The sequence below is a fragment of the Aquimarina spongiae genome (assembly GCF_900141785.1).
Taxonomy (GTDB): Bacteria; Bacteroidota; Bacteroidia; order Flavobacteriales; family Flavobacteriaceae; genus Aquimarina; species Aquimarina spongiae.
In genome coordinates, this window is record NZ_FQYP01000006.1 from 344,788 (window position 1) to 371,749 (window position 26,962).

The window sequence follows — 26,962 nt, forward strand, 5'->3', positions numbered from 1 at the left end:
TTTTTAGCAGAGTTGATATTCTGGTAAGCTCAAAACGGCGGTAACATAATTTTTGAGATGATCTTCACTCAAATCCAATATCGATGTCTGCGCCGCAGGCGATAGTTCAGGTTGAATGAGGTAGTCGATGAGTTCAGTTTTGTTTTTTTGTTTGGCTATGGTTAAAAAACTATTCCAGTTGGGAGTTGCTTTTACCTTCTTCTGAAGTTTGGTCTTCATCTTTTGATACAATTGCTGTTTCATCATCGTATTTTCAGAAGGAGTTTCATCCCATTCGATGACACCAATATTCAAGGTGAGCGATGGCAGTTTTAATCGAAGCATCAGTGTAGAGTTGTCTATCCAGGCTTTGCCGCCTGGCCAACCGGCTACATTTGGTGGGAAAAATAACATTTGATTTAACTTCTTTTGAAGATACAGCAACACCTTCGGGTTCTCATAGGTAACCTTGAATGGTCGACTGAGACCGACGATCAACTCAATGGGTGATTTTATTTTAGACCCAATATTAACGGGTTTATAAAACCAATTGCTTTTCAGCAAGCTTTTCATCACAGCAGAAAGATCGTAGTTCGAGTTGTAAAGTACTTCAGTAAGTTTCTCTACATGTACGTCTACAATAGTATCGTTGACAAAGTATTGATATAGCTTTTGGCAAATATATCTAGCGGTTTGTTTTTCCTCTAGCAATATTCGTATAACATCTTCTCCTGTAAAATTTCCTGTTTTTTCCAAGATAGTCTTACTCCCATAATCATGGTGTGCGCTACGAAACACAAAGCTTCCCATTTTGGTAAAATTCCATCCTGTAAATGCTCTTGCCGCTTCTTTAATGTCATTTTCAGTATATCCATTATCTCGCCCCAGTGTGAATAGCTCCATCACCTCGCGCGCAAAATTTTCATTAGGATGATCTTTTCGGTTTTGCCTGTTATTCAAGAAAATTAACATCGCAGGAGATTTAGAAACTTCCATCAACATATCGCCAAAATTTTCTAATGCGTTTTTTCTGATGACGTTATTAAGATGAATACATGCTCGTGGAGTTCTTAAACGAACTGCAAAATGATCATGAAAAAATAAAGTCATCTTTTCTCTCAGCATGTTCTCTGTTGAGATAAGTTGATTGAGCCAAAGAAGATTCAGTTCGGTCATTTTTGTATTGCGAAGCTGTCTAAGCTTTCTACGTTCCTCTTTGGATAGTTCTCTAGGATTTTTGAGCAACGCACCAAAATCCATTTGTAGAGGTGCAATGGCAGTATGATTTTCAAATAATTGATCAACAATCTGATCTTTAGAAAGCGTATTAACGGTTTCTAATTCCTGATATGAAATCCCAAATCCGGCACGCCAGTATAGGTGTTGTATTTGTTTGTTTGTAAGACGCTTCATTACCAATGCTTTTTAGTATAGGACCGTCTATTTTAAAAAAGGTTTAAAAAAAGCCTTCAAAAAATATTGAAGGCTTTAGCATATGATGATGAGCACATTACTTACTCACATTGTATTTCACTTTTGGTATCATTACCTGTAGCATCATTTTGAGTAATGTCTTCGGTAAACAAAACGAACTTGTCGATACCATGCCCTTCAGATCTTCCTGAAACCTCTATAGTATAATCACCAGGAGTATCAAAGACTACAAAAATATTATGGGCGTCATTGTCACTGGTAGAAGATTGCCAATGCCATTTATTGGCCATGTTCATATATATTTTAAACCATCCATCTTTACCAGATCCGTTTGGAGTAGTGTTTTGTTGACCAGCACTCTCGGGAATAGGATCCAAAGTAGTTCCTTTTGGGTATACAATATTTCCATTGTTTTTTCTTCCGTAAAAGTGTTTGGCATTTGGTATTCTAAGCCAGGAATCATTATGTTCTGATCCATTAGATCCTATAGTGATATAAGATCTCCAAATAAAACGATAGGTACCTGTCTTGGTAATTCTTACTTTGTAGGTTAAGGTCCCATTGCCTGGTTCACCTAGAGAATTCTCTCCATTCCATACCAGGTATCCATCACCGGAAAATTCAGCAAGATCAGTTGTTAATGTCCAATCGGTATTAGAAAAATTTCCATTTTCAGATTCAATAATCAAAACTCCGTCTTTTTCAATATAGACAGCTGTTTTGCCTTCTTCACAGGAGCCATTAGCTGGATTTGTATCCGGAGTAGGAGTAGGATCACCACCGGTTTCATTGGGAGAGGCTTCATCATCACCACTACAGGCAATAACTAAAGTAACAAGAACAAGAATATAGAGTAATTTTAGATTTTTGGTTAGCATGAATAGTAAGCGTTAAGTTGATAAATAGAATTGGGTGTCTAATAAAAGGCTATAACGTAAAAAAATAAAAATAAGTATCGCTAAGGTTACTTTACTTTTACTGTATCTGGTACTAGTCCGGTTACATCTCCACCGTTACGGATGACATCACGTACGATAGAGGAAGAAATATAACTCTTACCCGAAGAGGTTAATAGAAAAACGGTTTCTATTTCAGACATTTTACGATTGGTATGAGCGATGGCTTTTTCGAACTCAAAATCTGCAGGATTACGCAATCCTCTAAGAATAAAATTAGCGTCCTGTTTTTTGCAAAAATCTACGGTAAGTCCTTGGTAAGTCATTACTTTGATTTTTGGTTCATCTTTGAAGGAATCTTCAATAAATTTTTTTCTTTCCTCGAGAGAGAACATGTATTTTTTTTCGGCATTTACTCCTATCGCCAGGATAATTTCATCAAAAAGAGTTAGACCTCTTTCTATAATATCATAGTGTCCTAAAGTGATGGGATCAAAAGATCCGGGAAAAACAGCTCTTCTCATGAGTTTACAAATGATGATGTGTTTACAAATATAACTGAAATAAAAAATTATATAAACTATCCTTTCTGTATTGCTTCTTCAATGGTATTGGTAATTAGTTCTTGTATACTTATCCCAATAGCAGCTGCCTGCTGCGGAAGAATACTGGCTTCAGTAAAACCGGGATTGGTATTCATCTCCACAAAATAAGGTTCCCCTTCATGAAAAATATACTCGCTTCTCGAAAACCCTTTCATTTTTAAGATTTGATATATTTTTAAAGCAAGGACTCTTACTTTTTCCTCATCTTCTTTGGGTAATCTGGCGGGTGTAATTTCTTGAGATTTTCCCAGATATTTGGCTTCGTAGTCAAAAAATTCATTTTCAGAAACAATTTCAGTAATAGGTAAAACCAGATCTTCTCCTTTGTAAGTAATGACACCAACTGATACTTCCGTACCGCTCAAAAAAGACTCAATAATGATCTCATCATCTTCTTTATAGGCTACCTCTATAGCAGGAAGGAGTTCATCTTCACTTTTTACCTTAGATACACCATAACTACTGCCTGCTTTATTAGCCTTAACAAAGCAAGGTAGGCCAACAGTATTCAAGATGTCTTTTGCGTTTATTGCGTCACCTTTATTCAAAAAATAATTGATAGCCGTTGGGATTCCGTATGGTTTTAAGGTACTGATACAATCTCTTTTATTGAAAGTAAGTGCTGCCTGGTAGAAATCACAAGCGGTTTGTGGAATGCCGATCAATTCAAAATACGCCTGAAGCAGTCCATCTTCTCCTGGTGTACCATGTACAATATTAAACCCAACATCAAAAGTGATTTTTTGCCCATCAAGTAAAAGGGAAAAGTCATTCTTGTCTACAGGGTGTTTTTTGTCGTCATCATCCAGGTAGTACCATTCGTCTTTACTAATGACAATTCGAAAAGGTTGATACCGATTTTTATCGATGTGTTTATGGACCACATTTCCACTTTGAATAGATATCTCATATTCGCTGGAATATCCCCCCATTAAGATCGCAACATTTCGCTTCATTAAAATGACTTTTGAAAACAAAAATATCATTTATCTTATAAGAAAAGCTTAAAACTTTCCGTTTTTATATATTTGTCCAAACTATGAAGACATTTATGAATTTTTTCAAGGATCTTTTTGGATTTGTATATAGTAAAATATTTCTAATCCAAGTGGTTATTGCCATAGCTATGGTTGCTATATTGGCTTTTGTGGCTTTAGAATGGTTAGAAAGTACGACTAATCATCATCAACGTATTGTTGTGCCAAGTTTAAGTAAGAAGACGCTGGATGAGGTAACCGGTATACTTGAAGAGAAAGATTTGCGATATGAAGTGCAGGATTCTGCGAACTTTAACCCGGATTATCCTAGATATTCGGTGATAGAGCAAAATCCACCCGCAGGAAGTGAAGTAAAGGAGAATAGAAAAATATATGTCACTTTAAACCCATCAGGTTATCGCAAAATTGAAGTTCCGGATGTGGTTCAAAAAACGAGAAGACAAGCAGAACCAAAACTGATTGCCCTTGGCTTTAAAATTGGTTCAATTACTTATCAGCCTAATATCGCAAGAGATATGGTCTTAGAAATGCGATTTAATGGTAAACGATTAAAACCAGGTACCAAACTAATGAAGACTTCTACTATTGATTTGGTTCTGGGTGATGGAAAATCAGGCTCAATTAATCTCTCAAATTAATTTTGGAAGAACACGTAGATACAGGAGATTTTGGTGCTAACGAAGATGATCTCTACGAACACTATCGATTTGTAGCTGGAGCAGGACAAGTACCACTGCGAGTTGATAAGTTCTTGATGAACTTTGTAGAAAACGCGACACGTAATAAAATACAACAGGCAGCCAAGGCAGGAAGTGTATTTGTTAATGATGTACCCGTAAAGTCTAATCACAAGGTGAAACCAAATGATATCGTTCGGGTATTGTTTGCACATCCACCTTATGAAAATCTGTTAACACCAGAAAATATACCTTTAGATATTGTTTACGAAGACGATGTGTTACTTGTGGTGAATAAACCGGCCGGGATGGTAGTTCATCCAGGGCACGGTAACTACTCGGGAACTTTGATCAATGCATTGATTTATCATTTTGATAACTTACCCAATAACAGCAGTGATCGACCAGGTTTAGTGCATCGTATTGATAAGGATACCAGTGGTTTGCTGGTGATTGCCAAAACGGAAGAAGCGATGACACATTTGGCGAAACAGTTTTTTGATAAAACCAGTGAACGCGAATATGTAGCTATTGTTTGGGGTAATATTGAAGAGGATGAAGGTACCGTAGAAGGAAATATAGGTCGTCATCCAAAAAACAGATTGCAAAATACTGTATTTGAAGGTGAGGAGGCAGAAAAGGGGAAGCCAGCTATTACACATTTTAAGGTTTTAGAACGTCTTGGGTATGTGACTTTGGTTTCGTGTCGACTGGAAACCGGAAGAACCCATCAAATACGTGTGCACATGAAACATATCGGGCATACGCTTTTTAATGATGAACGATATGGAGGTGAAAAAATCCTTAAGGGTACTACCTTTACCAAATACAAACAATTTGTAGAAAACTGTTTTAAGATATTACCAAGACAGGCTTTGCATGCTAGAACACTCGGTTTTGTGCATCCTACTACCGGAGAAAAAATGCATTTTGAAACTTCGATACCAGAGGATATGGAACAATGTGTTGAACGGTGGAGAAACTATGCAAAAAATCAGCTGTCTTCAGAATAGCTCTTAGCAATAAGCTTATAAATTCATACATTTTTAATGAATAACCCAAGGGTTAACATAAAAGAAAAAGAACTACTATCTGATCATTGGTATAAACTCCATAAGATTACCTACGATTATCAAAATAACGATGGTACATGGGAATCGCACCAAAGAGAAGTCTATGATCGCGGCAATGGTGCCACTATCCTTTTGTATAATAAGGAACATAAAACCGTAGTGCTTACCCGCCAATTTCGACTTCCTACCTATGTGAATCAAAACGAAACAGGCCTTTTGATAGAAACCTGTGCAGGATTATTAGATGGTGATCATCCAGAAGATTGTATACGAAAAGAGACAGAAGAAGAAACCGGTTATCGAATTTCTAAGGTGGAAAAGGTAATGGAGTCGTATATGTCTCCGGGAGCGGTTACCGAGATCATTCATTTTTTTGTTGCTGAGTATTCCAAAGATATGAAGGTAAGTGAAGGAGGAGGTGTGCAAGAAGAGCAAGAGCATATTGAAGTTATAGAATTAGACTTTGAGAAGGCTTATACTATGATTGCTACTGGCGAAATTAAAGATGGAAAAACAATAATGCTATTGCAATACGCCAAACTGCATCATTTGGTATAATCAGTTTTATGCGAGTTTGAGTCTTGGATAACTTTTACAAATACCTAAATAGATAAGAAATACATCTGCAGGTTTTATTTTTGATAGTACAATTGTATTTTTGGGTATCAAAAAAGAAATAGTAAATGAAAATTGTAGTATCTCCCGCAAAATCGTTGGATTTTGAAACCGAATTACCCACTCAAAGATTTAGTGAGCCAGTTTTTTTATCAGAATCAGAAAAACTGAATGGAGTTCTTAAGAAAAAATCTCCAAAGAAACTTTCAGATCTTATGGGGATTAGTGATAAGCTCGCTCAATTAAATTGGCAACGTAATCAGGATTTCCACCTTCCATTTACTAAAGATAATGCACGACCAGCGGTTTATGCATTTAACGGAGATGTCTACACAGGTTTGGATGCCTATAATCTTCCAGAAGGTAAGCTAGATGCCTTACAAGACAAATTACGTATCCTATCCGGGCTTTACGGAGTACTTAAACCTTTGGATTTAATACAACCTTATCGATTAGAGATGGGAACCAAGCTCAAGGTAGGGCGCAAAAATAATCTTTACGAATTCTGGAAAAAAACGGTTACCGAAAAGCTCAACGAAGAGTTAGACGAAGGTGAACTGTTTATTAATTTGGCCAGTAATGAATATTTTAGTGCGGTAGATAAAAAGGCATTAAAAGTTCCTGTAATTACTCCACAGTTTAAAGACTGGAAAGGAGACAAGCTTAAAATGATTAGTTTTTTTGCGAAGAAAGCCAGAGGTATGATGGTGCGCTATATCATTGATACCGATGCAAAAACTATCGAAGATCTAAAAGGCTTTAATTACGAAGGGTACGGTTTTAGCGAAGAGCATACTGTAAAGCCAAATGAATTAGTTTTTGTGAGATAGTACGGCTATTGTTTTTTATTTTTTGCTGCATCTAATTTTAGTATCTTTCCCTCAGATATGCTTCATACAAATTCTTAGATGCAAAAGATAATCAATATCCTTGATGAGATTGGTGAAAAAATTGGCACAACGGTGAGTTGGGTGTCGGTGTTATTGGCCATTATCATAGGGTTGGATGTTATCATTCGTTATGTTTTCCAATTTACTTACGTTTGGATGATAGAGATAGAAATCTATCTATTCGGGATGCTGTTTTTGTTAGCTTCGGGATATACCTTCAAATTTGATAAGCATGTACGGGTAGATATTTTTTATACCAAACTATCTCAAAAAGGTAAAGCCTGGATCGATCTTTTAGGAGCGGTTTTCTTGCTAATTCCTTGGTGTTATGTGGTTATAGTATCGTCCTGGTACTATGGATTATCTTCTTTTATGATAGGCGAAGGTTCTCCGCAACCTGGAGGATTGCCTGCATTGTATGTCCTTAAATTTTGCATTACTCTCGGGTTTGCCTTTCTCCTGTTACAAGGAGTGTCAAGCATCCTAAAATCAATTCAAACCCTTCGAAATAAAGATAATTAATGGAATATTTAGCAATTGTACTCTTTGTAATTATTTTTATTCTGATTTTAAGAGGTTATCCTGTGGCGTTCACTTTGGGCGGGATTTCCATAGCCTTTGCCTACGGCGTTTCCTTATTAGCGCCAGATGTTTTTCAGATGTCTACTTTCTATCTGTTGCCTTCCAGAATAATGGGAGTAGTCAATAACTACGTACTTATGGCGGTTCCCTTGTTTATCTTCATGGGGATTATGCTAGAAAAGTCAGGACTAGCCCAAAGTTTGTTAGAAACCATGGCCATGATGTTTGGAAGAGTAAGAGGAGGATTAGCCATCTCGGTTGTGATTGTAGGTGCCTTGTTAGCAGCTTCAACCGGAATCGTTGGAGCAACTGTAGTGACTATGGGATTAATAAGTTTACCCACTATGCTCAAAAGAGGATATAAAACTGAGCTAGCTACGGGGGTGATCGCTTCTTCCGGTACTTTGGGGCAAATTATCCCGCCTTCGATAGTTCTGGTATTGCTCGCAGATACCATCAATAGCTCTTCCAGAGGAGCGGCTTCTGTAGATGTGGGAGCTCTATTTTCTGCAGCATTATTTCCGGGGTTGGTATTGGTTGGTCTTTATATCATTTATATTTTGATCATATCCTGGATTCGTAAAGAAGATGCTCCAAGTATACCAGCAGAAGAGATACAGGAGTTTAGAGGATCCCAATTTGGAGCGAGAGTCATAAAGGTGTTATTACTTCCGGTATTACTGATTGTTTTGGTGTTAGGGTCTATTTTTACGGGAATAGCTTCTCCTACAGAAGCTTCTGCAATTGGTGCTATTGGTGCTACTTTACTTACGATTATTCAGAAAAAGTTCTCGTTACAGATTTTAAAAGAAGTAGGGCAGGAGACGGCTAAGCTCACTTCAATGGTGTTTTTTATTCTTTTGGGAGCTACAACTTTTACCTTGGTATTTAGAACTCTTGGAGGGGATGCGTATTTGCAAGAAATCATAATGTCTTCAAACTTGACTCCGTTGCTATTTCTTTTGTTGGTGATGTTGGTGGTTTTTATAGCAGGATTTTTTATTGATTTTATTGAAATTGTATTCATTATTGTTCCGGTGGTGACTCCGGTATTTAATGCTTTTGGGATGGATATGCTTTGGGTAGGGATTTTGATTGCGTTAAATCTACAAACCTCATTTTTGACCCCGCCTTTTGGCTTTGCGTTGTTCTATCTGAAAGGGGTCGCTCCAGAAACGGTAAAAACAAGTCAGATTTACAAAGGGATTATTCCGTTTATCGTGATACAATTGTTCATTGTAAGTTTGGTGGTGTTTTTTCCTGAAATTATTTTCATATCAAAATAATAGAAATCACTTGTTGATTTCATCGATAATATAGATAACTATGCGTTTTTTAAATTTCAAACTCTTTCAGCAATTTACAAAAGCTTCTTTTTGTGCTCATTTGTTGCCATTGCTATTTTCTTCCTGTTTGGGAGATCCCCCAGCAAGTATGGATCCCAATACGGTGTACAACACTTCAAAACCGGATAAAGTATTTTATTGGAAAATGACCACGACATGGCCTCCTAATTTCCCGGTTTTGGGAGAAGTGGCAGAAAAGTATTCAGAGTGGGTTGAAGAACTATCCAACGGACAAATAAAAATCAAAGTGTATGGAGGAGGAGAATTGGTACCTCCTTTAGAAGCTTTTGATGCAGTTTCGCAAGGAACGATAGAGATGGGGTGTGGAGCGTCTTATTATTGGGCGGGTAAGACACCGGCAGCTCAGTTTTTTGCTGCGGTTCCTTTTGGTATGAATAGCCAGCAAATTACTTCGTGGTTAGAAACCGGAGGAGGATATGAACTATGGAAAAAAACCTATGCCAAATTTAATCTGGTTCCTTTTATGGGAGGAAATACAGGAGTGCAAATGGGAGGTTGGTTTAATCGCGAAATCAATTCTGTCGAAGATTTTAAAGGGTTGAAAATGAGATTGCCAGGTATAGGAGGAAAGGTCCTTGAAAAAGCAGGAGGTGCTGCGGTATTGGTGGCCGGTAGTGAAATATATACCAGTCTAGAACGAGGAGTAATAGATGCTACCGAATGGATAGGTCCTTATCACGATTATAAAATGGGATTTCATAAAATTGCGAAATATTACTATACACCGGGTTGGCACGAAACGGGTTCCCAGCTAGAGTTTTTTGTAAATAAGAATTTATACGATGGTTTACCTCCCCATTTACAAGCGGTTTTGGAGGCAGCTTCAAAACGAGCACAAGTTTGGGTGTTGGCAGAATTTGATAGACAAAATGGAATTTACCTGGATAAATTAGTAAATGAAGAAGGGGTTGAGGTAAGAGAATTTTCCAAAGAAACTTTGGATGCGTTGAGAGGATATACAGACGAAGCTTTACAAGAAATGGTAGGAGACGATCCGTTGACCAAAGAGGTGTATGAGAGTTACTCCAACTTTCAGGAAAAAATCGCAAAATGGTCAGAAGTTACCGAAAAAGCATACTACAATAAGATACAGAAATAGCGTAAAAAAACCGTTTTGGCAAGGGGAGCCAAAACGGTGAATACCACAATATGACGATGTTTACTATGGTATTATAACTCTATGGTTGTTTCATTTCCGTCCTTATCGGTTAGTGTAGCTAAATTGTCGCAGGTTCCATCTCCATAATCCAAAGTAGAAGTATCGCTGTTTTCCGAAGTCACAACAACTCCACTCACCGTGTAGACACATCCTCTTTCATTTCGTAGCGGTGTTGTAATTTCTACCGAATACACATCTCCATTACTAAACGTTGTAGTACTAGTTCCAGAAGTAAGGTTGTAGAAATCAAAATTACCTGGGGCATCTGCATTCATTTCAAAGAAAGTTTCGTTTACAAAATTGGTAGCGCTAGTGGCAGAAAGACCATCTCCCCAACCAAAGGTGAAATTAGAATCAGTAGTGAATTTTCGAGTACCAGCATCACGATCAAACGTAAATATTGAGGTGGCAGTTCCGTTAACAGAAATATCTTTGTAAGTAAAATTCTCTACGGTGTAGGTAATGGTAACCTTATTTTCAGCATCCAGATCTACACTAAAACTCATTCGGATCAACCCGGTGATCACTTCATCTTGACCTACTTCGCATCCGTCTCCAAAATCTATAGTTATAGTTCGTGTAGTTTCGGTAACCTCAGAAGTTGTAGTCACGCAGTCGTTGGATTTTGTGGGTACTATTCGATTCGCAACAAAACCTGATTCTAAAGTAAATACATCCTGAACAAATGCTTGAATTCTTTGATTAGCCGCTTCAATATCCTTATATTGTATAGAGGTCGTGACCTGTTCGGTTGGAATCTCTTGCTCGTTGTCATCATCCTGGCAGCCAACAAATAAAAATAGACCGAAGCATAGCAGACTTAAAAGCGTAATTACCCTGTTTTTCATGCTTAATTGATTTTTTTAATTAGTGAATATTATATTGGAATGGTTGTTTTTAAAACGGTAAAGCGGCTGGTAATCTTATTATAGGATTCGTTAATTTATGTTAAGGTTATGTTAGAGAAAATGTATTGAAAAAGGAAAAAAGCTCAAAAAAGAAACTTTATATTCTTTTTCTAATATTTTAAAATATCTATTGCAAAGAATTTATCTTATCAATATCTTCGCAGCGAATGTTCGCTAAAAGTGTTCTAAACTCAAAATTTAAATTATGCAAATTAAAAAGGTTTTAGTTGCCAATCGTGGTGAAATTGCCATTAGAATTTTTAGAGCTTGTACAGAAATCGGGCTACAAACTGTAGGGGTGTATACCTACGAGGATCGTTATTCTTTACACCGATATAAAGCTGATGAAGCCTATCAAATTGGAGAAAATCACGAGCCATTAAAACCTTATTTAAATATTCCTGAGATCATTAAAGTTGCCAAAAGAAACAATGTAGACGCGATTCATCCGGGATATGGTTTTCTTTCTGAGAACGCTGACTTTGCAGAGCAATGTCAGGAAAATGGAATCATTTTTATAGGACCAAAAGTATCAGTATTGCGTTCGTTAGGAGATAAGATCACTGCAAAGAAGGTGGCTATAGAGAATAACATTCCTATCATCGAAAGCAACAAAGAAGATCTTGTAGATATAAAGGTAGCATTGAAAGAAGCTAAGCGAATTGGATTTCCGGTAATGCTGAAAGCAGCATCTGGAGGAGGTGGTCGAGGTATGCGTGTGATTAGAAATGCAGAAGAATTAGAAAAAGCGTATCCCGAATCAAGAAGAGAGGCTCTTAATGCATTTGGAGACGATACGGTGTTTCTTGAGAAGTTTGTGGAGAATCCAAAACATATCGAAATACAGATTGTAGCAGATCATCATGGTAATATGGTGCATCTTTTTGAACGAGATTGTTCGGTACAAAGACGCTACCAAAAAGTAATCGAATACGCTCCTTCGTTTGGCGTAGCTCAGGATATTTTGGACAATTTGTATAATTACGCACTTACGATATGTAAGGCAGTAGATTATAACAATATCGGTACAGTAGAATTTCTGGTAGATGATGATGGAAGTATTTATTTTATAGAAGTAAACCCAAGAGTACAGGTAGAACATACAGTTACCGAAATTGTAACTGGGATTGATTTAATCAAAGCTCAGATTTTTATTGCAGGAGGATACCAACTTTCTGATAAACAAATTAAAATAGGAAGTCAGGAGAGCTTAAAAGTCAACGGATATGCAGTACAGTGTAGAATCACTACAGAAGATCCGGAAAATGACTTTAAACCAGATTATGGAACCATTTCTACCTATCGTAGTGCTTCAGGATTTGGGATTCGATTAGATGCTGGTAGTGTATATCAAGGGGTAACAATTTCTCCTTTCTTTGATTCGATGCTAGTAAAAGTTTCTGCCAATAGTAGAACCTTAGACGGTGCTTGTAGAAAAATGAGGAGAGCGCTCTCTGAGTTCAGAATTAGAGGGGTGAAAACCAACATGCCTTTCCTGGATAATATTCTGAATCATGATACCTTCAGAAAAGGTGCGGTAACGGTAAACTTCATTAGAGATACGAAAGAACTTTTCAAAATAAAAGAATCTCGTAACAGAGCAACCAAACTGGCTAATTTCTTAGGGGATGTTATCGTAAATGGAAATCCAGATGTAAAGAAATTAGATCCAACCAAAACTTTTGTAACGCCACAAGTACCTAAGTTTGATGAAAAAGGTGGATACCAGAAAGGAACCAAAGACTTGCTTACAGAACTAGGGCCAGAAAAGTTTGCAGAATGGTTAAAAAATGAGAAAAAAATCCATTTTACAGATACCACAATGCGAGATGCGCATCAAAGTTTGTTGGCAACACGTATGCGAACCTATGATATGCTGAAAGTGGCAGAAGGTTTTGCAAAAAACCATCCACAAGTTTTCAGTATGGAAGTATGGGGTGGAGCAACATTTGATGTATGTCTGCGATTCTTAAGAGAAAATCCTTGGGAGCGTCTTAGACTGCTTCGTGAGGCGATGCCTAATATTCTGTTGCAGATGTTAATCAGAGGGTCAAACGGAGTTGGATATACAGCATACCCAGATAATTTGATTGGTAAATTTGTAGAACAATCCTGGGAAAACGGAGTAGATGTATTCCGAATTTTTGATTCTTTAAACTGGATGCAGTCTATTGCGCCTTGTATCGAGCATGTTCGGACTAGAACTGGAGGATTGGCAGAAGGGTCATTATGCTATACCGGGGATATTTTGGATCCAAAAAGAACAAAATACACCTTGGAGTATTATGTGCAATTGGCAAAGGATATAGAAAATGCTGGTGCACATATTTTAGGAATTAAAGATATGGCTGGGTTGTTAAAACCTTATGCAGCCTATGAGTTAGTTTCTGCATTAAAGTCAGAGATTAATATTCCTATTCATTTACATACGCATGATACCTCTTCGGTACAATCCGCTACATACCTCAAAGCTATGGAAGCAGGGGTGGATGTAGTAGATGTGGCTCTGGGAGGACTTTCAGGATTAACGGCGCAACCTAATTTCAACTCTTTGGTAGAAGTGCTTAAGTATCACGAAAGAGAGAACGAAATGGATATTCAAAAGCTTAACGAATATTCTAATTATTGGGAAGCGGTGAGAGAATACTATTATGTATTCGAATCTGGATTAAAAGCTGGTACGGGAGAAGTATATCAACACGAAATTCCAGGAGGACAATACTCAAACCTTAAACCTCAAGCTCAAGGTTTAGGATTAGCAGATCGTTTTCATGAGATTACAAAGATGTACGGAGAAGTAAACGAATTGTTTGGAGATATTGTCAAAGTAACACCAAGTTCTAAAGTGGTTGGGGATATGGCGCAGTACCTAGTGAGTAATAACTTGACCATAGAAGATGTAAAAGAAAGGGGAGAAACCATTTCTTTTCCTCAATCTGTAGTAAGCTTGTTCAAAGGTGAACTGGGGCAACCAGAAGGAGGATTCCCTAAAGAGCTTCAAAAATCAATATTAAAAGATCAAAAACCTTTTACAGATCGACCCAATGCGCATCTGGAGCCTATTGATTTTGAAGAAGAATACAAAGATTTTGAAAAGGTATTCAAAAAAGGAATGGGAAGAGAGTTAGACATTACTGATTTCCTATCTTATAAATTGTATCCAAAAGTATTTGCAGGAGCTTATAACCATCACTTAAAGTATGGGAATGTAATGAATATTCCAACAAAGAATTTCTTCTATGGGATGACTCCGGGAGAAGAGATTATTGTACAGTTGGATAAAGGAAAAATACTATTGATCGAATTAGTATCGATAGGAGAGCCTAATGAAGAAGGTAAAGTAACCGTTTTCTTCAAAGTAAATGGGCAAACTCGAAATGTACAGATACAAGACAATTCGATAAAAGTGGATAAAGTAGTACATGCCAAAGCAGATAAAGCCGATGCCAAACAAATTGGAGCACCGCTTCAAGGTTCTTTGTCCTCAATATTGGTGAAAACAGGTCAGGAAGTCAAGAAAAATGATCCATTATTTATCATCGAAGCGATGAAAATGGAAACTACCATTACAGCCAACGAAGATGCTGTAGTCAAAAAGATTGTCCTAAAAGGTGGAACAATGGTGGAAGCAGATGATTTGGTGATTACTTTAAAATAGCATTCTCATTACAGCTTAAAAACCTTATCTAGAACCTTGCAAAACTTAGTTTGCAAGGTTCTTTTTTTATAACAATAAACGGTTGTTATTAATGACAGGCAAAAATGCAATTATCATTATGAACACTGGATCTGCAGCCAAGTACATCCGGCTTAACACTTGGAAGATTGTCATAATTACCTCCTTGTACACTTTTCTTCTGAAGGTCAGAAATAACATTTTTCTTGAATGCCAGTTTGTTTAAATTCTGTTTTTTCATTTTTTAAATGATTTATGTATTAATGTGCCTGAACAGTTATAGACACTCAGGTTTGTGTCTAGAATAATATTCTTGAAAGACAGTACTGTTCTTTATTAATGTCGTGATAAAAAGAAATGTTATCCTAAAACTGAAACTTTTTTAATTCTTTTGAATATTGATTAGAAGTAGATGTTTGTTTATCTCTATGAAATAAGGTCATATGGATCAATTAAAAACGGGGCTTTCAAAAGCCCCGTTTCTTACTTATAAATAATTGGTTGGATTAACCAAAATGGCATGGTGCAGGAAAAGCTTCCAAACTTTCACCTGGGCCACAGGTACCTAAATCAGAATGACAAGTTCCTCCAATAGAACCAGGTAAGTTACCTCCATTTAATGTTTTCTTTTGAAGGTCAGAAATAATGTTTTTGTTTAAAGACAATTTGTTCAAATTTCTCTTTTTCATTGTGAAATATTTAAGGTTAATAATTATTAAACTAAAGTTAGGTTTTATGTTTATTAAGTTTTTCTCAACTTCAGTTAAACTTAACCCAAAATGGAATTTAATTAGCTTGATCCTTACCTCATTAAATTCATATAAAACTGTTTTTAATAATGATCAATGAGCAGTAAAAACTTTGAAGTTTGCAAAATCTTTCTATTTTTACTAAATAAGAGGAAAATACCCCGGGAAACGTTGAAAATTAGGCCTATTCAAATATCATTGTTTATATTTTTGGTGTTAGGAGCATTGTTTGGATTAATGTTCTTGAGTCAGAAAGGAGGAGTGCAAAAAGAGCAAACTCAGGATGATGGTTTTTCCTACGAAGGCGTTTCGTTGAAATATCCTACCTACACCACCTTTTTGGGCTTAGAAAAAGATTCGTCGCTTACCAGACAAGATATTCTGGAAGTTACTGAGATCGTTACTCCTTTGGAAATAGAAACTCCAGAGGATAATCAGATTGCAGAAGTGCAACAAATCAAACAATTACCGGATTTTTCGAAAATTGATACTACCCGGTTAGTACGAATACGATATCCCGATAGCAATCCGGATTTTGCTAACCAATTGCGTAGAAAGTTATCTTCAAAATCATGTAGAATTCTACATTATGGAGATTCTCAGATCGAAGGAGATAGAATTACCGCCTATTTACGAAACCGATTACAGCATATGTACGGAGGTAGCGGTCCTGGATTCATACCATTATTGCCTGTTTACCGTCAAATAAGTGCTATTGTAGAACCTAGTGAAAATTGGGAACGATATGCCTTTTTCGATCCTACAAAAAAGAAGTTTTCGCATAGGAAGTATGGAGCTTATCTTTCGGTATCTCGTTTTACCGAGTATCAGAAAAAACTACCTGATAGTGCTGTACTAGATTCCTTGCCAATAATCAAAGCTTCGGTTACCATTGGGAAGTCCAAAAAAACCTATGCAAAGTTTCGAAGGTTTACTGACATTGGTTTGCATTATGGCAATTGTAACGTTCCTATCAAGATTTCTGTGTACAATGAAGGGGAACTGATTCAGCAAGATAGTTTAATACCTGATGGACGATATCATCAATACAAAATTAGGACATTAACTACACCAACCAACCTCAAAATAGAATTAGAAGGGAAGGTAAGTGCAGATTTTTATGGATTAACACTGGATGGTGGATCAAGAGTACAAATTGATAATATAGCCATGCGTGGAGCCTCAGGAACCATATTTGCAAGGGCTAATGCAACTACTTACTCACGAATGGTGAGACAGTTGAAACCCAAAATAGTGATCATGCAGTATGGGGGTAATACTATGCCTTATCTCAAAGATTCTACCGATGTCGATAAATACGCAAATCGCATCAAAACCCAGGTCAATTGGATACGAAGAAGAGCCAAAAATGCTAACTTTATATTTATAGGCCCTACAGATATGTGCTTACCAGTTAATGGTAAAATGGAAACCTATCCCTTATTGCCTTATCTCAATACTAAGTTGATGGAAACCTGTTTGTCAAATGATGTAGCATATTGGAGTATGTATGATGCTATGGGAGGGAAAGGATCTATGGAGTTATGGGTAGAAGAAAAACTTACTGCCAAAGACTATATGCATTTTACCTGGAAAGGAACCAAAATAATTTCTGAACTATTTTTTACTGCCCTATACCTAGACCTTAAAGAACCCGAAAAAAATGAAGTGTAAAAAACTGTTGTTTTACCTATACTTAGTTGCGGTACCTGCTATGGCGCAAACTTATGTGTTAGATTCTATAGAAGGAAAATATCCCTTTGTGAACTGGAAAGCCAATACGATAAAAATGGCAGAGTATTCTCCCGCTTTCAAGACTCTTTTTCATAAAATGGACACCATAGCAAAGGGAGGAAAAACCGATTTGCATATTTTTCATATCGGAGGCTCTCATATCCAGGCAGATATTTATTCTAATCGTTTGAGATCGTATTTACAGACCATGGGCCCAACGGCCAAAGGGCAAAGAGGTTTTATCTATCCTTATAAAATTGCCAAAACCAATAATCCCGGTAACTACAGAGTAGAACATGATGGAGAGTGGCAAGGATATCGCTGTTCGGTAAGAAAAGATAGCGTAGCTTGGGGACTCTCTGGAGTAACCGCTGTATTCAAAGATTCTTTGGCCAATGTAAAAATTAAGGCTAATGGGAACAACTATCATCAAGATATGTATGATTTTGACAAGATCAGAATCTTTTATGATGATTGGAGTACGGACTACGAAATTGCTTTTAAAGAGGCTGGATTGGTCTCAGAAATAAAAGAGAACAAAGATGCGCACTTTATCGAGTATAAACTGACCAAAAAAGTAGAGGAGATCGACTTCTGTATTCGAAGAGTTGAAGATCATGAAGAAGCTGAGTTCTTAATGATGGGAATAGAATTGATGAATGATAATAAAGGAATTCAATATACCTCTATCGGAGTGAATGGAGGAAGTTTTTCATACTACGAACGATGCGAATATTTTGATGATCAACTGTTATTGTATAAACCGGATCTGTTTATTGTTTCGGTGGGAACAAACGATGCCTATCATCCAGATTTTGAGCCTCAGGAATACAAACAACAATATACCAATCTGATAAAACTGATTCAAAAGGCAAATCCCGAGTGTGCAGTACTGCTTACCGTACCCAACGATTCTTATTACAAAAAGAAAGTGCCAAACCCTAGAACGAGAATAGCAAGAAAAATGATTTATGAAGTTGCCAAAGAACAACAAATGGCAGTTTGGGATTTTTACGAAATTATGGGTGGCTTTAACTCATCTAGAGATTGGTATAATAACAAACTAATGCCCAAAGATCGAATACATTTTACCGTAAAAGGATATCGAATCAAAGCAGATTTGTTATTACAGGCATTAGCGAATGCCTGGGAAAAAGAACTGCAAGTACCGAACAATTCGATTTTGAATAACATTATTAATGAATAGATTATTAGACATATTTTCATTTTCAGAGGACTCTCCTTTAATCTTTACTCAAGCAGATTTTTGGGTGTTCTTCTCGGTGGTCTATTTTATCTATGCGATTGTTTACAGTAAAAAAAGCCTTAGGAGTGCATATCTTTTTGCGATAAGTATCCTTTTTTATTACAAAACAAGTGGGCTTTTTATTGGGATTCTGCTTTTTAGTACGATCAATGATTTCTTTTTGGGAAAAGCTATTTACAGGAGTAAATCGGTCATTTTGCAAAAGTTCCTGGTAGCGATTAGTGTAATTATCAATTTGGGTACACTCTGCTACTTTAAATATGCCTATTTTTTTACAGATTCCTATAATTATTTGTTTCAGACCAATTATGAGGTTATCAATTATCTTGCGCAATGGGCCAACACCTGGGGAGAGGTAGATTATTTTACAGTTGATAAGATCATTTTACCAGTGGGGATTTCGTTTTATACGTTCCAGACGATTAGTTATAGTGTAGATATTTATAGAAAGCAAATTAAACCGCTCAACTCTATTATCGACTTTGGCTTTTTTGTAAGCTTTTTTCCGCAGTTGGTTGCCGGCCCAATTGTACGAGCGGCGGATTTTGTTCCACAGATCCGAAAGGAAATAAAGATCACCAAAGTAGAATTCGGACAAGCAACTTATATGATCCTAAAAGGATTGATCAAAAAAATGTTGTTTGCAGATTATATCGCGGCAAATTTTATGGATCGGGTTTTTGATGTACCCGAAATGTTTTCTGGATTTACCAATATTATGGCGATGTTTGGATACTCCCTACAGATTTATGGAGATTTTTCTGGGTATACGGATATCGCAATAGGCTTGGCATTATTAATGGGATATAAATTACCGATCAATTTTGATTCTCCATACAAAGCGATTCACTGTGGTGATTTCTGGAAACGTTGGCATATTTCTTTATCAAGTTGGTTAAAGGATTATCTATACATTCCTATTGGAGGTAATCGTAATGGGAGTATTTTTTCATATGCTTTTATTTTGGTTTTTACCTTTCTTGGGGTATTTGCAGTGTCTGATTATGGAATAGCTCTGATAGCGGCTTCGGGGGTAGGTTTCATGTTGATTATTACTTTGTTTTCTTCGCGATTAGCTTGGCATTTTAATAGAAATGTAAATATTATGATCACCATGTTGATCGGAGGGTTGTGGCACGGAGCTTCCTGGAAATTTGTCATATGGGGAGGACTTAATGGAGTGGGAATTGTGGTGTACAAATACTGGAGAAAGATTAGTCCGTACGAAAATTCTAAAGCCTGGTATGCCTTATTATGGAGAATTGCATTGACTTTTGTTTTTATCACATTTACTAGAATCTATTTTAGAGGAAATAGTATGGATCATATCGAACGGTTTTACCAGCAAGTAGCAACAAACATGGACTGGGGAAATGCATTGGCTGTGCTTTGGGAATATAGAGTGGTATTTATCGTGATGCTTATAGGCTATATTACCCATTGGTTGCCATATAAAACAAAGGATTGGATAGAAGCTTTATTTATAAAGAGTCATTTTATCATTAAAGCTATAGTGGCTACTTTGGTAGCAATTATTTGCTATCAAACCTATGCTGCCGATTTCCAGCCATTCATATATTTCCAGTTTTAGAGATTTTTGCAAGCGTTATGCTTACATCTTTTCTGGTGCCTCAGAATATTTTTGAATAAAATCAGTAATCAAATCTCGGTATTCGCTTTTGGGAGCTTCTGATAAGTTTCTCCAAAGTTCGCCATGTGTTAAATCAACGTGACGTACTTCCAGTTTTTGGAAGTTCCGTTTTTTGATCCCTTTTTCAAAAATTCGAGTGTAATTAAATGTCCCTGTATCCGAAAGAAGTAATATTGGTACGGATAGATGATCCAGATATGAAGTGGCAGAAGCGGTTTCAAAATGTTTTTTGGTGTCACCAAATACGGATTGTACATGTAACTTGGCGAGATGAGGTCTGCTTCCATTAAGAAAAGCTTCATGATAGTTCTCAATGTCATAGGTGCCACTAACAGGAATGATGCCTTTAATGTGATTTTGGGTTAATCCATGTTCTTTTAAGAAACGTTCATCCAATGCGAGCATTGCAGTAAGATGTGCTCCCGAAGAAAACCCACCAACAAATATATGTTCTTTGTCATAGCCATACTCATCTGCATGGTCGATTAACCATTTTAACGCAGTACTTACATCTTTAACATGATCCGGATATTGAATGTCTACCACTGGATTAGGATCACGCCAATCTGCACTTAGGCGATGCCCAACAGAGGCAACGGCGATTCCTTTTTTGGCAATATTGCGCACTACATTCATTTCAATATTCCTATCTACGTAGGCCCAGGCTCCACCGCCAATCCAAATGAGTAAAGGAGCTTTTGTTGTGGTTTGTGGAAGCACAAGATTCAATCTTTGCAGAGGGTCATCTACTGCTCGAGTAGCTTGAACATAGGGGATATTATGAATTTCTCTAATATCGGCTATACCAATATGTTTTTCTAAAACATAAAAGGGGATATCTCCATATTGTAATATCTTTTTATGAAATTCTAGTGTTGAAAAATCTGCTTCTTTTTCATAAAGGCTTCTCCATTTTAGTATTTTATCAGCTCCGTATTTATAGGTAATCACTTGGGCAGGCCATTGCTTCATTCTCTTTATTTCCCGATGTGCGATATGATCCTGTTCTTGTATATGCTGTTGCCAAAATGCTAAAGCTTTTTCATCAGACCAACCAAAGTAGTTTAACCCTACATCCATGGCTACTCGAACAGACCGGATAAGGTCCCATTCCCATTTTCCATATTCATCGTAGCTGTTTTTATAAGCACCTATCTCATATCCAATTTCTTCAATGTAAGCAGCCCATCCTTCTTTATAACAAGCAGAACCTACAAGTTTTTGTATCTCTGATAACTCAAGTTTTTCGGCATATTTAATTTGGTAGTGGTGTCCAGGTAGTCCTTCATGAGTGTATAACCATCCTATTTGTCTTTTACTGTAGGGCTTCCCAAAGTATTTGAAATAAAGCGAATTCTCTCTGCTCCGATAAAAACCAGGGGTTTCGATCAGAGTTTCTTCTTTGTATTCTTTAATACTTACATCGGGTATCGAACTTAAGCCTGGAAACAACTCGGTAATCTTATGCCCAACTTCCCTCTTCTTCTCCTGGTAAGCTTTCAAAATTTCAGCAGGGTCATTGAAGAAGAAATCAGGCTTTGTAAGATGTTTTCTGAAACTAAGACTATCCATACCGGACGTACTTTGGATATCCTTCATTTTGTTTTTTACCCTTGCGATCTCTTCCAGACCAAAATCAAACATCATTTCAGGCGTTACTTTTACATCGACCCATTTTTTCAAAAAATAAGTATATAATAGTTTACCGTTGGGCACATTAACAATCCCCGTAGTAGGAATTTTATCCTGTTTTTCTTCATTCCATTTTTTCTCAAGATTGATTCTGAATTTGTTGAGGGCTATTTCATACTTCATTAAATTGAAGTCTAATCGTTCGCTTTCTGATAAATGACTGGTGTTAATTTTGATGAGTGCTGCTTCCAGGTCGTTAAACGTTTTTTCTTGAGCGAGTACTGCATCTTTGTTTTGGATATTGTTGAGGTTTTCTATGTAATCCAAAGTCAATGGAGGTAAGTCCATTGTTTGGTAAGCTGCTACAAATTGCTGGGATACCAACTCCAGACCTTCGGATTGAGCTTTGGTCTTACATGAAAAGAAGATGACGAGGGTAGAAAGACATAAATAAAAATGCATACCTGGCTAAATGATTTAAATGATACTGTACTTCATAAAATTAAGATGACAGGAACAAGGAGGCTTGTAAAATATTGCTAATTTGTCATTTTCCTGCGTTCAGAAGGAGATATATCGTAGTAGTTTTTGAATTTTTTGGAAAAACTTGCCAAATCATGATAACCCAGATCATAGGCTATAGTATTGAGCTGCATGGTATTGTTTTGAAGTAGCTCAATTGCCTTATCCATTCTTAACTTTTCTTGTAGTGCCTGGGGAGATTCCTGAAAACACAACTTAAACAATCTTGAAAAATGGTACTTAGAAATGCCGGTATAGATAGCCAGCTGGTCTAATGTTATCTTTTGGTTGAAATGTTGATAAATGAAGTTCTTACAAGAAATCATTTTAATGAGAATAGCTCTTTGTGTATCTGTGTTTCGAGACTGAACGAAGAGGCGTTCATGAAGACCTGTAATCTCTTTAGCGAAGCTGTATACCTGCTTGCTTAGAATAGTTAAGGTTTGATACAGTTCTGAGTTATTGTCTTTATTTGAGTGGGTAGTATGCAATTTTTTGACTAAAGGTGAAAAATGCAAACAATCAAATGGAAGATTAAAAAGTAGAGGATTGGCATACATTTTTGCAAGATCGATATCAAGAGCAGTGGGATTTAAGTCAATACATAGTCCATGGATACTTTGGGAAGCTAATTTAGATTTTGCTTCAAACGTTTGCCCTTCAGGAACCAGAATAAACTGTCCTTGTTTCACACGAAGAACTTGATCGTTTATTAAATAATCTTCATACCCCTGCTTGACATATTTTAGCGCAATACCTTTGGTCTCACCTTTGAAATAAAATTTTTCATAGGCATAGGATTCCTTGATTTCGCCATATTGACTTTGATATTTACTTTGATTACTAAACATACAATACAATCACGAACTATTTTTGTGTATTCTTAAGGCTTGTCTTGTTCTAATAAACTTAATACAAAATATTTACGGTTGCAAATCTTCTTAAGTTACTAGTGGTTATGAAACGAGTTAATAGGTTTTCTTATTCATTTATCTTGATGGTTTTGAAATCGAAATGAAACGTATCTTTTTTTGCTTGAATAATTTCGACCTTCTTGGCAAGTTTTCCATACATACTTTCTTCCCATTGTTGATAGACTACTTGGATGGTTTCGGTTGTGTCCATCATATTTAGAAACTCGACGGTTTTAATCTGTTCTATAGCGTTGTCATAATAGATTTTTACTGGGTTGTTCAATCTATCAATCCCTGAATATAAATCAATCCCGGGTTCAAAGTTTTTTTCATATTTGATTTGATTAAAAAAAGACCAAGGATTGGTTTGTAACCTATGGAAATCATGACTTCTAATCATCTCTACGGCAACATTTGATAAGGTGTCTAAAATTTTCCCGTCCTTATCAACAGCGTAGCCTTTGTTATCTGAGCTTAATTCCCCTATGAATGGGGAATCTCTATATTCGTAAACTTGAGAAAAAAGGAGGTATCCATTCTTTTTTGAGATTACTTGTGTAGTGTACCTGCCATTGGGGCCATTGCAATGGGCAAATGTGTTTATACTTTTGATATGAAAGTATCTTGGGTCAAGAGATAACTCATTTACGGTAATGTTTTTCTTTTTAGCGCAGGAAATCGATAATAATATTGAAATGATAACAAATGATCCTCTTTTCATAAATGTTTGTTTTGCCTGTACTATGAAAGATACTGGTTTTATTCTACTAATTTAATAGATTCGATGATAATTCCATTACCACAATATTCATCAGATGCTTCCCAATTTAATTGTACAGTTATTGGAAATGTAGAATTTTCTAAATCAATGATAGTGTTTTGTGGCAATTCAGAAAAACGCCTAGCAGATTCCTCTTCATCGATGTTAATAATCCATCCTCCACAGCAGGCACATAATGTTAAATCTAAACCTGAGATTGTTGCAGTTGATTCGAACTGGATTGTAGCGTCATCATCATTTTTGCAACTCAAAGCGATACATCCTAAAGCTAAACATAAAGTCAACATATTGATTTTCATTGTTTTTTTGTTTTTTGATTACGTTTAATAGATCCATTCACCATAGAAAAGTTGCGTGGGACTGAAGAATGCCGTAGTTCTTTTATTCTGTAGTTTTATATGTTAGTTTTTGTTTTTTAGAGAATACAGTTACATTCGTAACATGTTTCAACATATTCATCCGTACGAGCCTTTTTTTCCTCCAGAAGCAACAAAATTGATTGTGGGTACTTTACCGCCTCCCAGGTTTACTACGGGAGCACTTAATGATAAAGATGTAGATTTTTGCTATGGTAGCAGTAATGGTTTGTTATGGCCGGTCTTGGATCGAATTTTTGATCTTAGTCTTAAGTATGAGACGACCCACGAAGCCGCAGAGCAACGAAGAAGATTTTTGACGGCAAATCGAATTGGTGTTTGCGATATTGTACAACGTTGCGAACGTGACAAAGTCGATGCTTCAGACCTGGGAATGCAAAATGTTCAATTAAGAGATCTGGTAGGCTACTTAGAAAAATATCCAAAAATAAATCGTTTGATCTTTATGGGAGGCAACAGTAAAAATGGACCTGAGTATTTTTTTAGAAGGCTCTTAAAAGAACATGATCTAAAATTAGAAGTAGTTTCTAATACGGTACCTAGAATACATAAGGTGGTAATAGCTAATAGGGTGATTAAAACCGTATCACTTACAGCGCCTTCGGGTTCTGCAAATCGGGCTATTGGAAGTATGCAAATCTATAAGGATCTAAAAAGCAAAGACCCCAAATTCAATACCATCGATTTTAGAGTCATGCAATATCAAGAATTCTTTTAATTTACTCTGTTTCTTCCTCTTTGGTCTTTTTTGTAGTTTTTTTCGCGGTGGATTTTGCCTTCGGAGGAATTATGGAAACAGATTTTTTTCTTTTTCTTCGTCTTCCAAAGGTGCCCATATGAATCTTACCGCGTTTTGTCTTTTTATCTCCTTTGCCCATAAATCTTAATTTTTGTATTAAACTGTCTAAAAATTAAAGTGTTACTAATTTAATGAATTAAGACAGAAAAACGAAAAGAGTAGAATAACCTTTTCAGTTTACAGATCATTTTAAAATTAATTTCAGTGATTTGATCTATTTTATTAGATGTTTGTCGAAAGGTTTTGTTTTATAACATATTAATTCTTTTTTTTGGGAGCAGAATCCAACTACCCCTGGATCTTTCATCCTAACCAACCTCTTGAGTGATGGCTTAGACTAAAAGCTATACACCAACTAAACATGAAAATTAATTTTTTCACTTTACTTTTTTGTGCCCTTTGTATTCCTATATCTGCACAGCAGATTGATGAGAAGTTTGCTAGAAATGGACTTTACTTATTCAAGGAATTGGGGATGAATACCTCTCGAATCATCGACTACAATTTAACAGACAACGGCGAACTTTATGTCTTGCATTTATCTGATGATAACGGTAATTTGATTCGTTTGCTTAAAAATGGTCAGAAGGATACCTCTTTTAATTTTACTTCGGCCATTTTAAATAATGAAGGAACTACTCCGGTTGCGATGAGCGCTACGCCTTATGGTACCATAGTAGTGTTATCCAATTTGTGGAATGGATTGAGTTGGATGATCCATATTAATGAGTTTTTTGAAGATGGAACGCTGAATACTCAATTTGGTAGAGGGGGTATTTATACCAAAAGCATATTAGATAACTCTGATGATAATTTTGGTCAGTTTTTATATACCTCATCGAATGGAGAAATTGTAGTGGTTGCAAAAATCAATGATTTTAGTGTGTCTACTACCGAAGAGAAAATTGCGATTCTCAAATTGAGTAGTGAGGGAAGGACTTTATCCTCGGACTTGTATGCCAATCATTGTTATCGATTAGACAGTTCTGCTATGCGGGATGACTATTTATTTTTGGCGTATTCTGGAAGTTCCGAAAATGAAGTCGACCATGCTACTTATTTGGCTGGCTTGAACAGTGAACGAATGGAACGTCAAAACATACATTGTTTGTCGGTAGAAGGGGATTATGAAACTATTGATCATATAGTATTGACAGATGCTGCAGTGTATATTTCTCAAATAAAAACGAATTCTGAAGCATTATATCTTATTAATAAATACGATGTAGATGGTAATCGGGATAAGACCTTTAGAGATAGCGGACAGGTAGATGGCAATGCCGATTTGTACGATTCTAATTTTGTTGTAAACAAAAAAGGGGAACTATTTGTGGTGTCCAAAAGTCTAAATGATGATGCTGAAATATTGATCAAAAAGCTTAAGAACGATGGAACCATAGATGAAACTTTTGGAGTTGATGGTATTGCATCTATTATGCTTAGGCATCCAATGATAACATTGGGTAAAATGCAGATTGACGAAAATGATCTATTGTATATCGCAGGAGAGATGTCTATTGATGGTAATCCTTATGGTTTTATTACAAGAATCGATACCAGTATAATGCTTCTGAAAAGGGAAAAACTGGATAAGTTTATTCGTAATCTTTTTGTGAAACGAGAGTAAGATATCAAAAAAGAAAACAACCAAAATTATTGGGAATTAACGTTTTGTCT

The 26,962-nt window shown here is 36.4% G+C and carries 25 protein-coding genes; 13 read left to right on the forward strand and 12 right to left on the reverse strand.

The genetic code is table 11. The features are described from left to right. Positions 1-3: 3 nt before the first annotated feature. The 4 genes from BUE24_RS15325 to BUE24_RS15340 form a co-directional block, all read right to left on the reverse strand. A complete protein-coding gene (locus BUE24_RS15325) occupies positions 4-1,392 on the reverse strand; it encodes a DUF1800 domain-containing protein (protein ID WP_073317382.1) in 1,389 nt (462 codons plus the stop codon). A gap of 101 nt (positions 1,393-1,493) precedes the next feature. Then, positions 1,494-2,291 carry a hypothetical protein gene (locus BUE24_RS15330; protein WP_073317385.1) on the reverse strand — a complete coding sequence of 266 codons (798 nt, stop codon included), beginning with the start codon at positions 2,289-2,291 and terminating at the stop codon, positions 1,494-1,496. An 86-nt stretch (positions 2,292-2,377) separates the two neighbouring features. Continuing rightward, positions 2,378-2,833 (reverse strand): pantetheine-phosphate adenylyltransferase, encoded by a 456-nt coding sequence (coaD, locus tag BUE24_RS15335; protein WP_073317388.1) that lies wholly within the window; start codon positions 2,831-2,833, stop codon positions 2,378-2,380. 56 nt (positions 2,834-2,889) lie between these two features. Next, positions 2,890-3,870: a D-alanine--D-alanine ligase gene (locus BUE24_RS15340; RefSeq protein ID WP_073317391.1), complete on the reverse strand. Its 981-nt coding sequence runs from the start codon at positions 3,868-3,870 to the stop codon at positions 2,890-2,892. A 95-nt stretch (positions 3,871-3,965) separates the two neighbouring features. Here BUE24_RS15340 and BUE24_RS15345 point away from each other — a divergent pair, with 95 nt between their 5' ends. The 7 genes from BUE24_RS15345 (at position 3,966) to BUE24_RS15375 (ending at position 10,215) form a co-directional block, all read left to right on the forward strand. Further along, positions 3,966-4,550, forward strand: coding sequence for a PASTA domain-containing protein (locus BUE24_RS15345; protein ID WP_073317394.1), 585 nt, complete (start codon positions 3,966-3,968; stop codon positions 4,548-4,550). 2 nt (positions 4,551-4,552) lie between these two features. Then, the gene (locus tag BUE24_RS15350) at positions 4,553-5,602 is read left to right on the forward strand and encodes an RluA family pseudouridine synthase (protein ID WP_425290164.1); all 1,050 of its coding nucleotides are present in this window, start codon (positions 4,553-4,555) and stop codon (positions 5,600-5,602) included. 36 nt (positions 5,603-5,638) lie between these two features. Continuing rightward, on the forward strand, positions 5,639-6,220 hold the full coding sequence (gene nudK, locus BUE24_RS15355) for a GDP-mannose pyrophosphatase NudK (RefSeq protein ID WP_073317425.1): 582 nt from the start codon (positions 5,639-5,641) through the stop codon (positions 6,218-6,220). Between the two features lie 125 nt (positions 6,221-6,345). Then, positions 6,346-7,107, forward strand: coding sequence for a peroxide stress protein YaaA (gene yaaA / locus BUE24_RS15360; RefSeq protein ID WP_073317428.1), 762 nt, complete (start codon positions 6,346-6,348; stop codon positions 7,105-7,107). A 78-nt stretch (positions 7,108-7,185) separates the two neighbouring features. Beyond that, positions 7,186-7,689, forward strand: coding sequence for a TRAP transporter small permease subunit (locus BUE24_RS15365; RefSeq protein WP_073317431.1), 504 nt, complete (start codon positions 7,186-7,188; stop codon positions 7,687-7,689). Beyond that, entirely contained in the window at positions 7,689-9,035 is a 1,347-nt protein-coding gene (locus BUE24_RS15370) for a TRAP transporter large permease (RefSeq protein ID WP_073317433.1), read from the forward strand. The genes BUE24_RS15365 and BUE24_RS15370 overlap by 1 nt, the downstream gene beginning before the upstream one ends. 40 nt (positions 9,036-9,075) lie before the next feature. Continuing rightward, the gene (locus BUE24_RS15375; RefSeq protein WP_073317436.1) at positions 9,076-10,215 is read left to right on the forward strand and encodes a TRAP transporter substrate-binding protein; all 1,140 of its coding nucleotides are present in this window, start codon (positions 9,076-9,078) and stop codon (positions 10,213-10,215) included. 71 nt (positions 10,216-10,286) lie between these two features. Here the strand turns inward: BUE24_RS15375 and BUE24_RS15380 are convergent, their stop codons facing one another. Beyond that, complete coding sequence (locus BUE24_RS15380) at positions 10,287-11,123, reverse strand: hypothetical protein (protein WP_073317438.1); 837 nt, start codon at positions 11,121-11,123, stop codon at positions 10,287-10,289. A 265-nt stretch (positions 11,124-11,388) separates the two neighbouring features. On the opposite strand from BUE24_RS15380, the gene BUE24_RS15385 reads away from it, so the two are divergent. Next, entirely contained in the window at positions 11,389-14,841 is a 3,453-nt protein-coding gene (locus BUE24_RS15385; protein ID WP_073317441.1) for a pyruvate carboxylase, read from the forward strand. A gap of 88 nt (positions 14,842-14,929) precedes the next feature. On the opposite strand, the gene BUE24_RS23980 is transcribed toward BUE24_RS15385, so the two are convergent. Both BUE24_RS23980 and BUE24_RS15390 read right to left on the reverse strand, forming a co-directional pair. Next, a complete protein-coding gene (locus tag BUE24_RS23980) occupies positions 14,930-15,100 on the reverse strand; it encodes a hypothetical protein (RefSeq protein ID WP_170864608.1) in 171 nt (56 codons plus the stop codon). 265 nt (positions 15,101-15,365) lie between these two features. Then, on the reverse strand, positions 15,366-15,548 hold the full coding sequence (locus BUE24_RS15390; RefSeq protein WP_073317444.1) for a hypothetical protein: 183 nt from the start codon (positions 15,546-15,548) through the stop codon (positions 15,366-15,368). Between the two features lie 258 nt (positions 15,549-15,806). Between BUE24_RS15390 and BUE24_RS15395 the strand changes: the two genes are divergently transcribed. The 3 genes from BUE24_RS15395 to BUE24_RS15405 are packed head-to-tail and all read left to right on the forward strand — an operon-like array spanning position 15,807 to position 20,200. Next, on the forward strand, positions 15,807-17,282 hold the full coding sequence (locus BUE24_RS15395) for an SGNH/GDSL hydrolase family protein (protein ID WP_170864609.1): 1,476 nt from the start codon (positions 15,807-15,809) through the stop codon (positions 17,280-17,282). Then, on the forward strand, positions 17,272-18,549 hold the full coding sequence (locus tag BUE24_RS15400; protein ID WP_073317447.1) for a GDSL-type esterase/lipase family protein: 1,278 nt from the start codon (positions 17,272-17,274) through the stop codon (positions 18,547-18,549). The genes BUE24_RS15395 and BUE24_RS15400 overlap by 11 nt, the downstream gene beginning before the upstream one ends. Further along, entirely contained in the window at positions 18,542-20,200 is a 1,659-nt protein-coding gene (locus BUE24_RS15405; protein ID WP_073317450.1) for an MBOAT family O-acyltransferase, read from the forward strand. The genes BUE24_RS15400 and BUE24_RS15405 overlap by 8 nt, the downstream gene beginning before the upstream one ends. 21 nt (positions 20,201-20,221) lie before the next feature. On the opposite strand, the gene BUE24_RS15410 is transcribed toward BUE24_RS15405, so the two are convergent. From BUE24_RS15410 to BUE24_RS15425, 4 genes are all read right to left on the reverse strand, one after another. Continuing rightward, a complete protein-coding gene (locus tag BUE24_RS15410; RefSeq protein WP_084549582.1) occupies positions 20,222-22,354 on the reverse strand; it encodes a DUF885 family protein in 2,133 nt (710 codons plus the stop codon). Positions 22,355-22,431: 77 nt separating this feature from the next. Then, a complete protein-coding gene (locus BUE24_RS15415) occupies positions 22,432-23,265 on the reverse strand; it encodes an AraC family transcriptional regulator (RefSeq protein ID WP_073317456.1) in 834 nt (277 codons plus the stop codon). Between the two features lie 130 nt (positions 23,266-23,395). After that, entirely contained in the window at positions 23,396-24,049 is a 654-nt protein-coding gene (locus BUE24_RS15420) for a hypothetical protein (protein WP_073317459.1), read from the reverse strand. A 38-nt stretch (positions 24,050-24,087) separates the two neighbouring features. After that, the gene (locus tag BUE24_RS15425; RefSeq protein WP_073317463.1) at positions 24,088-24,408 is read right to left on the reverse strand and encodes a hypothetical protein; all 321 of its coding nucleotides are present in this window, start codon (positions 24,406-24,408) and stop codon (positions 24,088-24,090) included. A gap of 142 nt (positions 24,409-24,550) precedes the next feature. Here BUE24_RS15425 and BUE24_RS15430 point away from each other — a divergent pair, with 142 nt between their 5' ends. After that, a complete protein-coding gene (locus BUE24_RS15430) occupies positions 24,551-25,204 on the forward strand; it encodes a uracil-DNA glycosylase family protein (protein WP_073317466.1) in 654 nt (217 codons plus the stop codon). A 1-nt stretch (position 25,205) separates the two neighbouring features. Here the strand turns inward: BUE24_RS15430 and BUE24_RS15435 are convergent, their stop codons facing one another. Then, a complete protein-coding gene (locus BUE24_RS15435; RefSeq protein ID WP_073317469.1) occupies positions 25,206-25,364 on the reverse strand; it encodes a 30S ribosomal protein THX in 159 nt (52 codons plus the stop codon). Between the two features lie 282 nt (positions 25,365-25,646). Between BUE24_RS15435 and BUE24_RS15440 the strand changes: the two genes are divergently transcribed. Beyond that, entirely contained in the window at positions 25,647-26,912 is a 1,266-nt protein-coding gene (locus BUE24_RS15440; RefSeq protein ID WP_073317472.1) for a hypothetical protein, read from the forward strand. The last annotated feature ends 50 nt before the right edge of the window (positions 26,913-26,962 follow it).

Excerpts from the sequence above, each read along its gene's own strand:
- BUE24_RS15365 (WP_073317431.1), top strand. The coding sequence starts at position 7,186 with ATGCAAAAGATAATCAATATCCTTGATGAGATTGGTGAAAAAATTGGC.
- BUE24_RS23980 (WP_170864608.1), bottom strand. The coding sequence starts at position 15,100 with ATGAAAAAACAGAATTTAAACAAACTGGCATTCAAGAAAAATGTTATT.
- BUE24_RS15380 (WP_073317438.1), bottom strand. The coding sequence starts at position 11,123 with ATGAAAAACAGGGTAATTACGCTTTTAAGTCTGCTATGCTTCGGTCTA.
- BUE24_RS15325 (WP_073317382.1), bottom strand. The coding sequence starts at position 1,392 with ATGAAGCGTCTTACAAACAAACAAATACAACACCTATACTGGCGTGCC.
- yaaA (WP_073317428.1), top strand. The coding sequence starts at position 6,346 with ATGAAAATTGTAGTATCTCCCGCAAAATCGTTGGATTTTGAAACCGAA.
- BUE24_RS15440 (WP_073317472.1), top strand. The coding sequence starts at position 25,647 with ATGAAAATTAATTTTTTCACTTTACTTTTTTGTGCCCTTTGTATTCCT.
- BUE24_RS15435 (WP_073317469.1), bottom strand. The coding sequence starts at position 25,364 with ATGGGCAAAGGAGATAAAAAGACAAAACGCGGTAAGATTCATATGGGC.
- BUE24_RS15425 (WP_073317463.1), bottom strand. The coding sequence starts at position 24,408 with ATGAAAATCAATATGTTGACTTTATGTTTAGCTTTAGGATGTATCGCT.
- BUE24_RS15385 (WP_073317441.1), top strand. The coding sequence starts at position 11,389 with ATGCAAATTAAAAAGGTTTTAGTTGCCAATCGTGGTGAAATTGCCATT.
- BUE24_RS15330 (WP_073317385.1), bottom strand. The coding sequence starts at position 2,291 with ATGCTAACCAAAAATCTAAAATTACTCTATATTCTTGTTCTTGTTACT.
- BUE24_RS15420 (WP_073317459.1), bottom strand. The coding sequence starts at position 24,049 with ATGAAAAGAGGATCATTTGTTATCATTTCAATATTATTATCGATTTCC.
- coaD (WP_073317388.1), bottom strand. The coding sequence starts at position 2,833 with ATGAGAAGAGCTGTTTTTCCCGGATCTTTTGATCCCATCACTTTAGGA.
- nudK (WP_073317425.1), top strand. The coding sequence starts at position 5,639 with ATGAATAACCCAAGGGTTAACATAAAAGAAAAAGAACTACTATCTGAT.
- BUE24_RS15370 (WP_073317433.1), top strand. The coding sequence starts at position 7,689 with ATGGAATATTTAGCAATTGTACTCTTTGTAATTATTTTTATTCTGATT.
- BUE24_RS15345 (WP_073317394.1), top strand. The coding sequence starts at position 3,966 with ATGAATTTTTTCAAGGATCTTTTTGGATTTGTATATAGTAAAATATTT.
- BUE24_RS15405 (WP_073317450.1), top strand. The coding sequence starts at position 18,542 with ATGAATAGATTATTAGACATATTTTCATTTTCAGAGGACTCTCCTTTA.
- BUE24_RS15415 (WP_073317456.1), bottom strand. The coding sequence starts at position 23,265 with ATGTTTAGTAATCAAAGTAAATATCAAAGTCAATATGGCGAAATCAAG.
- BUE24_RS15375 (WP_073317436.1), top strand. The coding sequence starts at position 9,076 with ATGCGTTTTTTAAATTTCAAACTCTTTCAGCAATTTACAAAAGCTTCT.
- BUE24_RS15410 (WP_084549582.1), bottom strand. The coding sequence starts at position 22,354 with ATGCATTTTTATTTATGTCTTTCTACCCTCGTCATCTTCTTTTCATGT.
- BUE24_RS15390 (WP_073317444.1), bottom strand. The coding sequence starts at position 15,548 with ATGAAAAAGAGAAATTTGAACAAATTGTCTTTAAACAAAAACATTATT.
- BUE24_RS15400 (WP_073317447.1), top strand. The coding sequence starts at position 17,272 with ATGAAGTGTAAAAAACTGTTGTTTTACCTATACTTAGTTGCGGTACCT.
- BUE24_RS15430 (WP_073317466.1), top strand. The coding sequence starts at position 24,551 with ATGTTTCAACATATTCATCCGTACGAGCCTTTTTTTCCTCCAGAAGCA.
- BUE24_RS15340 (WP_073317391.1), bottom strand. The coding sequence starts at position 3,870 with ATGAAGCGAAATGTTGCGATCTTAATGGGGGGATATTCCAGCGAATAT.